We start from the raw sequence: 12,724 nt of genomic DNA, 5'->3' as shown, positions 1-12,724 counted from the left end.
TGGTTGCGACGGCAACCACCCACACCCACCGGACAGGGGCGGTCACCCCTGGTCGCGGGCCTTGGAGCGGGAACGCTCGCGGGAACGCTGGTTGCCGTCCAGGGTCATCTTGCGCACGCGCACCGAGTTCGGTCCGACCTCGACGCACTCGTCGGCCGAGCAGAACTCCAGGGCCTCCTCCAGACCCAGGGTGCGCGGACGAGCCAGCCGCTCCAGCTCCTCGCCGGCCGCGGACCGCATGTTCGTGAGCTTCTTCTCCTTGGTCACGTTGATGTCGAGGTCCTCCGGACGCGAGGTCTCCCCCACGACCATGCCCTCGTAGACCTCGGCGGTCGGCTCCACGAAGAAGGTGCCGCGGTCGGCCAGTTGCAGCAGCGCGTAGGTGGTCACCGGACCGGACCGGTCGGCCACGAGCGAACCGCTGCTGCGCGTGCGCAGCTCGCCGACCCAGCCGAAGTAACCCTCGAAGACGTGGTTGGCGATACCGCCGCCCCGCGTCTCGGTGAGGAAGTCGGTGCGGAAACCGATCAGCCCGCGCGACGGGAGCACGTACTCCATCTTGATCCGGCCGGTGCCGTGGCCGTCCATGCTCTCCATGCGTCCCTTGCGGGAGGCCAGCAGCTGGGTGACCCCGCCGAGGTGCTCCTCGGGCACGTCCAGGCTCAGCCGCTCGAACGGCTCGCACAGCTTGCCGTCGATGGTCTGGGTGACCACCTGCGGCTTACCGGCGGTGATCTCGAAGCCCTCCCGGCGCATGGTTTCCACCAGCACGGCCAGCGCCAGCTCGCCACGGCCCTGGACCTCCCAGGTGTCCGGGCGCTCTGTGGGCACGACCCGCATGCTGACGTTGCCGATCAGCTCGGAGTCCAGCCGGTTCTTGACCAGTCGCGCGGTGACCTTGGTGCCGCCGATGCGCCCGGCCTGCGGCGAGGTGTTCGTGCCGATGGTCATGGAGATCGCCGGGGCGTCGACGGTGATCCGGGGCAGCGGTTCCGGGTTCTCGGGGTCGGCGAGGGTGTCGCCGATGGTGATGTCGGGGATGCCCGCGATCGCCACGATGTCTCCGGCCGAGGCCTCCTCGGCGGGCACCCGGTCGAGGTTCTCGGTGACGAACAGCTCGCTGAGCCGGACCTTCTCCACCTTGCCGCCCTCGCGGCACCAGCCGACGGTCTGGCCCTTGCGCAGCTTGCCGGAGTAGACCCGGCACAGCGCGATGCGGCCCAGGTACGAGGAGGCGTCGAGGTTGGTCACCAGCGCCTGCGGCGCCGCCTCCCAGTCGCCGACCGGGGCCGGGACGTGCCCGAGCAGCGTGTCGAACATGGAGGTCAGGTCCTCGTCCGCGGGCAGCTCGCCCTGCTCCGGCTGGGTCAGGCTGGAGCGGCCCGCCCGGGCGGAGGCGTAGACCACGGGGATGTCGAGCACGGACTCGTCGGCGCCGACGTCGGTGGCCAGGTCCAGCAGCAGGTCGTGGGTCTCGTCGACGACCTCGGCGGTGCGCGCGTCGGGCCGGTCGACCTTGTTGACCACGAGGATCACGGGCAGCCCGGCGGCCAGCGTCTTGCGCAGCACGAACCGGGTCTGGGGGAGCGGGCCTTCACTGGCGTCGACCAGCAGCACCACCCCGTCGACCATGGACAGGCCACGCTCGACCTCACCGCCGAAGTCGGCGTGACCGGGGGTGTCGACCACGTTGATGGTCACGGGCCCGTCCTCGGTCATCCGACGGATGGCGGTGTTCTTGGACAGGATCGTGATGCCCTTCTCCCGCTCCAGATCGTTGGAGTCCATGATCCGGTCGACGTGCTCGGCACGCTCGGAGAAGGCACCGGACTGTCGCAGCATGGCATCCACCAGGGTGGTCTTGCCGTGGTCGACGTGCGCGACGATCGCGACGTTGCGCAGATCCGTGCGGGTGCGCTGGTTCGGTGCAGCGACGCTGGTGGCGGACACGCGAGTACTCCTGATCGAGGTGAAATGAGAATCGGGCCGTGAGGTCGACGGATCGGCCGCGGATGCGTCGTACGTCGCGGTGGTTCTCCCACGCCCCGACGAAACTTCTCACGCGAGGCGCGGCGTGGTGTCGACAGACGGTCCCTTTCAGGATAGTCCACGCTGACAAAGCCGTGTCGGACACGTGTCCGGAACAACACGCGTCGCGTCCCGCCGCCCGCACGTCGGTGCCCCGTTCGGCCCCGTCACCCCCAGGCAGATGATATTCGCGAGCCGCACCGAAAAAGTTTCACGAATTCTTCGGGTCCTCCGGTGCCCACGTATTCGACGAAAAGACGAAAAGAGACGAAGGGGACCCGTGAAAAGTCCGGTTGATACCGATCGTCCCGACGCGCACACCGTGCACGCCGGGCCGCTTCCGGCCTACTCCCCGCCCGTCGGCGCGAGATGGTCGGCGTACTGGGCCAGCTCGGGGATCGTGCGCAACGCCTGGAATTCGATCACCTCCTGCCTTGCCACTTTGTGCAGCGCAAACGGATCGGTGGCCAGGATCGCGTCCAACCTGCCGCGGGACATCGCCCGCGCGATGATCACGCCCCCCGTGCGCGGGTGGCGCCGTCCGGCGGCGATGAAGTCACCCGAGTCGTAATGCTGGGAGACCCATTCGGAATGGTCGGGCAACAAAGCGTCGACATCGGCGAGTGGCGCGGTGTAGTGCTGAAGTACCACGTACATTCTTTCACGATAACTCCGGAAGCGCGCCGGTGACCAACATCGGGCGATAGCACGTATTTCCGGCACGGCCGAGCACGCGCCCTATTCGCGCAGCAGCGCCTCCAGCGCGGGGACGAGCGCCCGGTCGGTCTCCAGCCAGTCGAGCTCGGCCAGCTCGGAGCGACCGACCCAGCGCACCTGACGGTGCTCCAGGGGCCGCGGCGTCGCGACCGGATCGGCGAGGGCGGCGGCGTACACCCGCAGCACGCCTTCGGGCAGGGCGACGTCCGCCCCCACCCGCTGCGCGGGCAGCACCGTGATGCCCAGCTCCTCCCGGCACTCCCGGACCACCGCCTCGTGCTCGGTCTCCCCCGCTTCGACCCGCCCACCGGGCAGCTCCCACCGCCCGGCGGCTTCCGCCGGGTAACGGCGCTGCTGGGCGAGCAGCCGTGTTCGGCGGACGATCGCCGCCCCCACCACGAGCAGTCGCGGGCTTCGCGCTACGGACACGCGGACCACCCTGCCAGGCCTCCGCGCCCGATCGATTCACCCGGTTCACTGGCCAGCGCGCGGCTCATCGCCCACGCTGTGAAGTACGTCCGGATTCGCTCGGCCGACCACCAGGAGGACTCATGAAACGCAGAAGCGTCGCGCTCACGGCGACGGCCGGGGCGGCGGCGGGGTTACTGGGGCTGACCGCACTGACCCTTCCCGCCGGCGCGGCCAAGCCCGACCTGCCCGCGATCGAACCGGAGGAACTGGTTTCCTCGGCCATGACCGCGCGTTCCCCGGAGATGGCGGGCACGATCCGGGTGGACAACGACCTCGGGCTGCCCGCCCTCCCGGGAGTGCCGGAGTCCTCCCCGCTCTCGGGTGGTTCGAGCACCCTGCGGGCGTGGTCCGACGGCCAGGGGCGCCACCGGCTGACCGTCCCGTCCGAGGGCGGCGAGAAGACGGTCGTCGACGACGGCGACACCGTGTGGAAGTGGAGCTCCACCGAGCGCACCGTCACCAAGTACCGGCCGGACGCCACCCGTGAGCACCGACCCGCGACGACCCCGGCGGAAACGGCACGGCACCTGATCGCCAAGCTGCGGGAGAGCAGCGAGGTCGCGGTGGACGGCACGGCCAGCGTGGCCGGCAGGGACGCCTACGAACTGGTCCTGACTCCCGAGCCCACCGAGCGCACCGTGCTGCGCGAGGTGCGGATCGCGATCGGCGCCGAGAAGCGGATACCGCTGCGGGTGGTGGTCGAGACCGACGGTGCGCGGCAACCGGCTCTGAAGGCGGGCTTCACGAAGCTGTCCCTGGAGCCGCAGGACTCCGAACTGTTCCGGTTCACCCCACCGGCCGGCGCGAAGGTGACCACGCCCGAGGCACCCGAGCGAACCGAACGCGCGCGACACCGCGTGGTCGGTGCCGGCTGGGACAGCGTCCTGCTGACCCGCCTCCCGCAGGAGCCGCAGTCCCGGCAGGGCACCGACGACGGTCCGAAGGACCCACGTGACCTCGCCCGGCGGATCGGCGAGCCGGTCAGCGGGGACTGGGGCCGGGGATGGATCGTCACGACCCGGTCCGGTTCGGCGCTGCTGACGGCCGACGGTCGCCTGGCCGTCGGTGCGGTTCCCGAGCAGGTGCTGACCGGGGCGATGGGAGCTCCGCGTTGAGCGGTACCACCGAAACCTCCGGGACGGCCACGATCGACTCCGTCCCGGGGTCCGCGGAGTTCGCCGCGCGCACGCACGGGCTTCGCAAGACCTACGGGCGCACCGTGGCCGTGTCCGACGTCGACCTTGCCGTGCCGCACGGTGTCGTGCTCGGGATGCTGGGACCGAACGGCTCGGGCAAGACCACCACGATCCGGATGCTGCTCGGCCTGACCCTGCCCACCGCCGGGACGGCCGAACTGCTCGGGCACGCCGTGCCCGAGCACGTCGACCGCGCCCTGCCCCGGGTCGGCGCCCTCGTCGAGGGGCCCGGCTTCCATCCCTTCCTGTCCGGGCGGGAGAACCTGCTGCGCAGCGCGGCGACGGAGCCGGAGCTCGCCGGGTCCGGCCTGCGCGGGGCCGTCACCGCCGCGCTGGAACGAGTCGGTCTCGCCGCGGCGGCGGGCCGCAAGTACCGGGCCTACTCGCTGGGCATGAAACAGCGGCTCGGGCTGGCCTCCGCCCTGCTGGTGCCGCGTGAGCTGGTGGTGCTCGACGAGCCGACCAATGGGCTGGACCCCGCGGGCACCCGGGAGATCCGGCAGGTCATCGCCGACCTGCACGCGGCGGGCACGACCGTGGTGGTCTCCTCGCACCTGCTCTCCGAGGTGGAGGCGACCTGCACGCATGCCGCGGTGCTGCACAAGGGCTCCCTCGTGACCCAGGGCGAGCTCACCACGCTGCTGGAGTCGGGCGGGCCGAACCTCGTGGTCGCCGCCTCGGACGACGTCGCCGGACTGGAGGCGCTGCGCGAGAGGGGCATTCCGGCCCGGCGGGAGAACGGGGCGCTGCGGGTGGAGCTGACCGAGGTCGACTCGCCCGAGGTGATCGCCACGCTCGTCCACGCCGGTGTGGGCGTACGCGAGGCCCGTCGGGGCCGAGCCGACCTGGAGGACATCTTCGCCCAGCTCACCGAGGAGACGTCTTGACCACGACGACGCCCACCGCCACTCACCGCTCCTCGGCGCCGCTGGGCCGGGTCCTGCTGTCGGAGCTGCGGTGGGTGCTGCGGCGCCCGCGCAACCTCCTCGCCCTGCTCGGGCTGGCCGCGCTGCCGGTGCTGATCGGCACGGTCGTCGCCCTCACGGGCGGTCCCTCGCCGGGTGACGGCCCGGCACTGCTGGCTTCGGTGGCGGGGAACGGGCTGGTGCTGCCGATCGTGACGCTCGTGATGACCCAGAGCCTGCTGTTGCCGCTGGTGACGGCGATGGTCGCGGCCGACGCGCTGGCGGGTGAGTCCGCGCACGGCACGCTGCGCGGACTGCTGCTGGCGCCGGTGGGCCGGGTCCGGTTGGTGTGGGTGAAAGCCACCGGGGTGCTGGTGATGACGGTGCTGTCGGTCGCGGTGATCGCCGTGGTCGGCGTGCTCACCGGGCTGGTGATCGTCGGCAGTGACGGACTGGTGACGCTGTCCGGCACGACGCTGCCGCTCACCGGGGCGATCGGACGGGTGGCGCTGGCCGCCGGGTGGTCGATGACGCAGATGGCCGGGATCGGGGCGATCGCGCTGGCGGTCTCGGCGCTGACCGAGCATCCGCTGGTGGTGCTGGCGGTCACGGTGGGAGGGCTGATCGTGTTCGGGGTGCTGGGCGAGCTCCCGGCACTGGAGTGGCTGCGACCGTTCCTGATCACGACCGACCTGTACGCGGTGGCCGACGTGCTGCGCGACCCGATCCCGACGGGCGACCTGATCACCGGACTGTGGCGGGCGGGGTGCTACGTCCTCATCGGCGTCTCGGCCACAGTCGCCCGCATGGCCACCAGGGACGTCTGAGTCCCGAGGGTTCGACGATTTTCCCTAAAGTTGTGGCACAACTTTAGGGAAAATCGCACAGGTCCTACCCGGATACTGTCGGTGGTTCGTGACAGACTGTGTCTCACTCGACGCGGAAAGGTGTTCCCATGTCACTGATGGTCCGCGCTGTCACCGACGATCGTGACGGCCTGCTCACATTCCTGGAAAAGCAGCGCGACGCGCTGCGCGCGGCGGTGCACGGCCTCACCGAGGAGCAGGCCGCCCGGGCGCCCAGCGCCAGTGACCTGAGTCTGACCGTGCTGCTCAAGCACGTGATGCGCACGGAACGCCGGTGGATGGTGGTGATGGTCGCCCAGCGCGAGCTGCCGGGCCTGTGGCCGGTCACGGACCGGGAAGCCGAGTACAGCGTCGGACCGGGCGAGACGCTGGCCGGTTTCCTCGAGCAGTACGCGGCGGCGGCCGTGGAGACCCGCTCGATCGTGGACGGTGTCACCGACCTCGACGAGCCGCTGCCCGTCCCGGAGGCCGCGCGCTCCGTCCCCGGCGCCGAGCCGTTCTCGGCGCGCTGGGTGCTGCTGCACCTGATCGAGGAGACGGCCCGGCACGCCGGCCACGCCGACATCATCCGCGAGTCCCTCGACGGTGCGAAGGCCCAATCCCTCCTCGAATCCCTCGAGAGCGGCGCGACCACGTAGGGAACGCGCGTTCCGGACTCCCGCCACAACGCCGCTGACACCCCTTCGCCCGTTCACCCGATGACGGCGACGCCGTCGGGGTTCAGCCACAACCGCACCTTCTCCTCGTACTCCGGTGCGTCGTCCACCCGCGCGGTGGCCTCCACCCGCCCGAGCTCCGGTGCCTGCGGCACCGTCACGGCCACCCGCACGTGATCGTGGCGGTGCACGCGCTCGCGCACGACACCGACGACCTCCGGCTCCTCCTCGACACCGCCGAAGCGCACGGCCCGCAGTCCGGTGGCCCGCAACCCGAGAAGCCCCGCTCCCGCGGCCTCGCTCGGCACGGCGACCTCACCGAGCGCGCAGCGGGCGAGGCCGTCACCGATCCGAGCGGACAGCACCGTGGAACATCCCAGGAACGCGGCGACCTCCTCGTCCGCGGGATGCTTCCAGAGCCGTGACGGCGCGTCGACCTGCAGGATTCGGCCGCGCGACATCACGGCGACCCGGTCGGCGAGCGTGAACGCCTCGTCGTGGTCGTGGGTGACGACGAGGGCGGTGGCCGCTGCGCCGCCCAGCAGCTCGGCCAGGACGACGGCGAGCTGTTCGCGCAGCGCGCGGTCCAGCGCCGCCAACGGCTCGTCGAGCAGCAGCACCCTCGGGTCGGCGGCCAGCGCACGCGCGAGCGCGACCCGTTGCGCCTCCCCACCGGAGAGCTCCGTCGTGCGCCGCCGCTCGTACCCGGCGAGTCCGACGAGCTCCAGCACCTCACCGACGCGTTCGCGCCGCCGCGCCTTGCTCGCCCCGCGCATTCGCGGTCCGAACGCGACGTTGCCCGCCACGTCGCGGTGCGGGAAGAGCTGCCCGTCCTGGAAGACCATCCCGAACCCGCGGCGGTGCACCGCGACGCCACCCAGGTCGGCACCGTTCCAGAGCACACCGCCGGCGGTCGGGGGTTCGAGCCCGGCGACGGCGCGCAGCATCGTCGACTTGCCGCATCCGGACGGTCCGAGCAGGGCCACCACCTCCCCCGCGGCCACCGACAGGTTCACACCGGACACCGCGGGCACCGACCCGAAGCGCACCGACAGGTCGCGGATCTCCAGCCCCATCAGAACTCTCCCGCCGTAGGAACTCGTAGTCGCTCGACGATCAGGACCACCAGCGCGGTCACGACCATGAGCAGTGCGCAGACCGCGTAGGCCAGCTGGGTGTTCAGCTCACCCGGGCGCGCGAGCAGCCGGGCCACGGCCACAGGCAGGGTGATCGTGTCGGGACGGGCCAGGAAGCTGGTGGCCCCGAACTCCCCCAGCGCGACGACGAAGCCGAATCCGGCCGCGGCCAGCACGGTCCTGGCGCTCAGGGCGATGTCGACCTCCCAGCGCACCCGCAGCGGCCCGGCCCCCAGCAGCGCGGCGGCCCCGCGCAGCCCGTCGTCGATCGACCGGACCACCGGCAGCACCATGCGCACGATCAGCGGGGTCGCGATCAGGGCCTGGGCGAAGGGCACCAGCAGCGGCGAGGTGCGCAGCTGACCGGGCAGCGTGTCCAGGGTGATCAGGTATCCGAAGCCGAGGGTGACCGCCGAGACCCCCAGCGGCAGCATCAGCGCGGCGTCCATCGTCTCGGCGGAACCGCGCCTACGCAGGCTCACCAGTACCGCCGAGGCCAACAGCCCCAACAGCAGGGACATCCAGGTGGCGTCGACGGCCGTGCGCAGGGAGTTGAGCGCGGCTTCGACCCCGGAGACCTCCAGTGCCCCGGCCCCAGTTCCGGTCAGGGCGCGGTAGCCCGCCCACGTCCAGCCGTCATCGCCGGAGACCGACCGGACGACCAGGGCGACGATCGGGACCAGCAGCCCGCAGAGCACCGCTCCGGCGGCGACCACCACGCCCCACTCGCCGCCCTGCGGCACGCGCGCGGTGTCGGTGGCCTGACGTAACCGCAACGTCCGCTCGCCACGTCGCCGTGCCACCGCCGCGATCACCAGCGCCACCACCACGGCCGCGAGTTGCAGCAACGACAGCGCGGCGGCACCGGAGAGGTCGAGCATCCGCACGGTCCGCAGGTAGATCTCGGTCTCCAGGGTGCGGTACCGGCCGCCACCGAGGACCAGCACGATCCCGAAGCTCGTCGAGCAGAACAGGAACACCACCGCCACCGCCGCTCCCAGGGCGGGCCGCAGCGCGGGCAACGTCACCGACGTGAACGCGCGCATGCGCGAGGCCCCCAGCGACCGGGCCGCGTCCTCGGTCCTGCGGTCGAGGTGACTCCACAGCCCGCCCACGGTGCGGGCGACGACGGCGACGTTGAAGAACGCGTTGGCCAGCACGATGGCGCCGACGTTGCCGTCCTCGGCTCCGAGCAGGGCGCGGAAGGCCATGCCGACGACGATGGTCGGCAGCACGAAGGGCACGGTGATCATCGCGCGGAGCAGGGTCTTGCCCGGCATCGCGACGCGGGCGAGGACGTAGGCCAGGGGCAGGCCCGCCAGCAGCGCCACCACCGTGGACGCGGCGGCCTGACCGAGCGTGAAGGCGACGAGGCGCCAGGTCGCGGGATCGGCCAGCACGTCACCGACGCCGCCACCGAGGCCGAGCCCGAGAATCGCGACCACCGGCCAGGCGAAGAAGACGCCGAGGAACCCGAGCACGATCACGGCGGCGACTCCCACGGTGACCGGATACGCGCGGCTGCCGGAAAGGCTGCTCGTCATCCCTGTACCAAGTCGCGCCACTGCCGTACCCAGCGCTGACGCTCGCGCTCGACCCTCCGCGCGTCCAGCTCGGCCGGGTCACGCGGCGGCGGCGCCACCCGCGACCAGCTCTCCGGCACGGGAACGTCCCGCACCGCCGGATAGACGTACATGTGCTGGGGAACCTGCTCCTGGAACCGGCGCGAGAGCAGGAAGTCCACGACCCGGCGGGCAGCTTCGGGGTGCCGTGCCCCCGACAACACCCCGGCGTACTCGACCTGCCGGTAACAGGTCTCCAGCAGTGCCCTCGTGCGCGAGGTTCCGTCCGGACGCGTCTCCGCGGTGGGCGAGGAGGCGTAGGACAACACGATCGGGCGATCGCCGTGACCACCCGAGCCGGAGAAGTCCTGCTTGTACGCCTCCTGCCAGCCCGCGGAGACTCGGACGTCGTTGGCGACCAGACCGCGCCAGTAATCACGCCAGCCGTGCTCACCGAACGCGGTGACCGTGTCGAGCAGGAAGGCCAGTCCCGGTGAGGACGTCACCGGGCTCGGGACGACGAACAGCCCTCGGTAGCGCGGCTCGGTCAGGTCCCGCAGGCTCGTCGGTTCGGGGACGTCGTGTTCGGCGAACCACCGCTTGTCGATGTTGACGCACACGTTCCCCACGTCGACGGCGGTCAGCCGGTGCTTCGGATCGACGGAGTAGCGCTGCGGGATCTCGCCGCTGTTCCGGGGCCGGTAGGGGGTGAACACGCCCTGGTTCAGCGTGCGGGAGGCGAAGGTCGAGTCGACCCCGAAAGCGACGTCGCCGATCGGGGCGTCCTTGGTCAGCACCAGCTCGTTCGCCAGCGCTCCCGCGTCACCGGCGCGACGGATCTCGACGTCGAGACCGGACCGGCGCTCGAAGGCGGCCAGCACGCCCTCGTCGACGGCGAACGAGTCGTGCGTCACCAGCGTGACGGTGTCTCCGCCGTCGTCCCGTGCGCCGACGAACGAGCAGCCGGCGGCCAGCACGGCCACCGCGAGCAGCCCCGCGATCCGCGTGCGGTGCAGAAAACGGTGCAACGATCCTCCCGAGGTTCACACCACGCGTGCGCACATCGAGCTGATCGTTGGCGCCTCCCTGCGCCGGCATGACCCGGTTCAGGTGGACGGTCGAGGGTCGCGGCCCTCCTCTCAGCCCGGCGCACCGGACTCCCGTGGCGATCAGACCCTACACCGTCCCGGAACCGGGGCCATCAGGGTTCGTGGTGATCAGGGTTTACGACCGACGACACCGACGATGCAGCGCGAGACCGGGTCCATCGGCTTGATCCGCGGGCCGTCGGGCCACCAGTCGGCACACACGACGAGCCCGGGCTCGACGATCTCCAGCCCGGGCAGCATGGCCTTGATCTGCTCGTCGGTGCGGAACAGACCGGTCCCCATCGGACTGTGCAGGAAGACGTCCTCCATCCGGCGGGCCAGCTTGCTGTACTCGGAGTCCTGCGGATCGAAGAAGTGGCTCACCGCCACGTAGGAGCCCGACGGCAAGGCCTCGACGTAAGCCTCCATGATCTCCCCGGGATCGCGCTCACCGGCGTGGTGGTGCAGCGTGCCTATCTGGAACAGCGCGATCGGCTCGGAGAAGTCGAGCTGCTCGGTGACGACCGGGTCGTTGAGCACCTCCTCGGGCTCGAAGATGTCGGCGGCGCTGAAGTAGGTGCGGTCGTTCTCCTCCAGCAACGCCCGCCCGTGCGCGAGCACGACCGGGTCGTTGTCGACGTAGACCACGCGGGCGTCCGGGTCGAGTCGTTGGGCCGCCTGATGGGTGTTCTCCGCCGTGGGCAGCCCCGAACCGCAGTCGAGGTACTGGCTCACTCCCGTCTGGGCGGCCAGGAAACGGGTCACGCGGATGAGGAAGTTGCGGTTGTCCCAGGCGAGCATGGCCGCCTCCGGAGCCACCCGCTGGACCCGGTGAAAGACCTCCCTGTCGATCTCGTAGTTGTCCTTGCCGTACAGGAAGGCGTCGTAGACCCGGGCGATGCTGGCCTTGGTGGTGTCGATGCGCGCGGGTGTGGCGCTGACGGTCGAGGAGTGGAGATCGGGCATGCGGGCCTCGCTAGGCGTTAAGGTGTCGGCATCGATCACGAGGTACACAGCGTAGGGGTATCGACGCGATCGGTGAAGGGCAAGTGTGACAACCGATCAGGACACAGCACACCGAGGAGCCGCTATGGCCACGGACACCTCAGACGAGTCGGCCACGGAAGAACCCGGTAGCGGCCCCACGGCACGGCGCATGGTGCTGGGAACACAGCTTCGGCGGCTGCGGGAAACCGCCGACATCTCACGTGCCGACGCGGGTTACTCCATCCGGGCTTCGGGCTCGAAGATCAGCAGGATGGAACTCGGCCGGGTCAGCTTCAAGGAACGTGACGTGGCCGACCTGCTCACCCTCTACGGGGTGGCCGACTGCGCCGCCCGCCAGAACTTCCTGGAACTGGTCGCCCAGTCCAACCAGCCCGGCTGGTGGTACCACTACACCGATCTGATGCCCGAGTGGTTCCAGGACTACGTCGGCCTGGAGGAGTCCGCCTCGCTGATCCAGACCCACGAACTGCAATTCGTCCCCGGGTTGTTGCAGACGGAGGACTACGCGCGGGCGATCACCAGCCACGGCCGCCCGGAACTGGCCGACGACGCGGTCGAGCGGCGGGTCGCGCTGCGGATGCGACGTCAACTGCTGCTCGCCGGGCCGAAAGCGCCGCGACTGTGGGTGGCGCTCGACGAGTCCGTGCTGCACCGGCCGATCGGTGGTCGCAGAGTGATGATCGACCAGCTCGAGTCACTGCTCGAGGTGACCAAACTGCCCCACGTCGCCGTGCAGATCGTGCCGTACCGACTCAGCGGTTACGCGGCGGAGGGCGTGTTCAGCCTGCTGCGCTTCGCCGAACCCGAACTGCCCAACCTCGTCTACATCGAACACCTGTCCGGCGCGCTTTACCTGGACAAACCCAAGGAAATCGAGTTGTACAGCAGGGTTTTCGACCAACTCGCCGTGGATGCCCACACTCCCGAGCAAACACGGCAACTCCTGTACAAAGCGCGCGCCGAACTCTAGTGCGAAAAACGCGCCGTTGACACCTTCGAGTGTTGTCGTGCAGCTGCACGTGCAGACGGTGTGATCCGTGCTACTCTCTGGCACGTTCAAATGCACGTGCAGATGCATTCGAGTCTGCTCG

12 protein-coding genes and 1 riboswitch are annotated in these 12,724 nt (G+C 70.4%); of the genes, 5 read left to right on the top strand and 7 right to left on the bottom strand.

Annotated features, from left to right (window positions below; all coding sequences use genetic code 11):
- Positions 1-42 precede the first annotated feature (42 nt).
- The 3 genes from typA to FHX42_RS01255 all read right to left on the bottom strand — a co-directional run bounded on the left by typA (position 43) and on the right by FHX42_RS01255 (position 3,174).
- Positions 43-1,950 carry a translational GTPase TypA gene (typA, locus tag FHX42_RS01265; RefSeq protein WP_182542269.1) on the bottom strand — a complete coding sequence of 636 codons (1,908 nt, stop codon included), beginning with the start codon at positions 1,948-1,950 and terminating at the stop codon, positions 43-45.
- A gap of 423 nt (positions 1,951-2,373) precedes the next feature.
- Entirely contained in the window at positions 2,374-2,685 is a 312-nt protein-coding gene (locus FHX42_RS01260; protein WP_182542267.1) for a YciI family protein, read from the bottom strand.
- 81 nt (positions 2,686-2,766) lie between these two features.
- Complete coding sequence (locus FHX42_RS01255; RefSeq protein ID WP_328795832.1) at positions 2,767-3,174, bottom strand: (deoxy)nucleoside triphosphate pyrophosphohydrolase; 408 nt, start codon at positions 3,172-3,174, stop codon at positions 2,767-2,769.
- 122 nt (positions 3,175-3,296) lie between these two features.
- Here FHX42_RS01255 and FHX42_RS01250 point away from each other — a divergent pair, with 122 nt between their 5' ends.
- The 4 genes from FHX42_RS01250 to FHX42_RS01235 all read left to right on the top strand — a co-directional run bounded on the left by FHX42_RS01250 (position 3,297) and on the right by FHX42_RS01235 (position 6,821).
- Complete coding sequence (locus tag FHX42_RS01250) at positions 3,297-4,331, top strand: LolA family protein (protein ID WP_182542265.1); 1,035 nt, start codon at positions 3,297-3,299, stop codon at positions 4,329-4,331.
- Positions 4,328-5,299: an ABC transporter ATP-binding protein gene (locus tag FHX42_RS01245; protein ID WP_235986873.1), complete on the top strand. Its 972-nt coding sequence runs from the start codon at positions 4,328-4,330 to the stop codon at positions 5,297-5,299. The genes FHX42_RS01250 and FHX42_RS01245 overlap by 4 nt, the downstream gene beginning before the upstream one ends.
- Positions 5,296-6,144, top strand: a complete 849-nt coding sequence (locus FHX42_RS01240; RefSeq protein ID WP_182542261.1) for an ABC transporter permease — start codon at positions 5,296-5,298, stop codon at positions 6,142-6,144. The genes FHX42_RS01245 and FHX42_RS01240 overlap by 4 nt, the downstream gene beginning before the upstream one ends.
- A 128-nt stretch (positions 6,145-6,272) precedes the next feature.
- Entirely contained in the window at positions 6,273-6,821 is a 549-nt protein-coding gene (locus FHX42_RS01235; protein WP_182542259.1) for a DinB family protein, read from the top strand.
- A 53-nt stretch (positions 6,822-6,874) separates the two neighbouring features.
- On the opposite strand, the gene FHX42_RS01230 is transcribed toward FHX42_RS01235, so the two are convergent.
- The 4 genes from FHX42_RS01230 to FHX42_RS01215 all read right to left on the bottom strand — a co-directional run bounded on the left by FHX42_RS01230 (position 6,875) and on the right by FHX42_RS01215 (position 11,591).
- Entirely contained in the window at positions 6,875-7,915 is a 1,041-nt protein-coding gene (locus FHX42_RS01230) for an ABC transporter ATP-binding protein (protein ID WP_182542257.1), read from the bottom strand.
- Positions 7,915-9,540 (bottom strand): ABC transporter permease, encoded by a 1,626-nt coding sequence (locus tag FHX42_RS01225; RefSeq protein WP_407926190.1) that lies wholly within the window; start codon positions 9,538-9,540, stop codon positions 7,915-7,917. The genes FHX42_RS01230 and FHX42_RS01225 overlap by 1 nt, the downstream gene beginning before the upstream one ends.
- On the bottom strand, positions 9,516-10,565 hold the full coding sequence (locus tag FHX42_RS01220; RefSeq protein ID WP_182542254.1) for a thiamine ABC transporter substrate-binding protein: 1,050 nt from the start codon (positions 10,563-10,565) through the stop codon (positions 9,516-9,518). The genes FHX42_RS01225 and FHX42_RS01220 overlap by 25 nt, the downstream gene beginning before the upstream one ends.
- Positions 10,566-10,603: 38 nt before the next feature.
- Positions 10,604-10,711, bottom strand: a riboswitch (TPP riboswitch).
- Between the two features lie 43 nt (positions 10,712-10,754).
- Positions 10,755-11,591, bottom strand: coding sequence for an SAM-dependent methyltransferase (locus FHX42_RS01215; RefSeq protein ID WP_182542252.1), 837 nt, complete (start codon positions 11,589-11,591; stop codon positions 10,755-10,757).
- Positions 11,592-11,715: 124 nt separating this feature from the next.
- Between FHX42_RS01215 and FHX42_RS01210 the strand changes: the two genes are divergently transcribed.
- Entirely contained in the window at positions 11,716-12,603 is an 888-nt protein-coding gene (locus FHX42_RS01210; RefSeq protein WP_182542250.1) for a helix-turn-helix domain-containing protein, read from the top strand.
- Positions 12,604-12,724 lie beyond the last annotated feature (121 nt).

It is taken from the genome of Halosaccharopolyspora lacisalsi (assembly GCF_014137975.1).
GTDB classification, from domain to species: domain Bacteria; phylum Actinomycetota; class Actinomycetes; order Mycobacteriales; family Pseudonocardiaceae; genus Halosaccharopolyspora; species Halosaccharopolyspora lacisalsi.
This window is presented reverse-complemented; position numbering and strand designations above follow the sequence as displayed.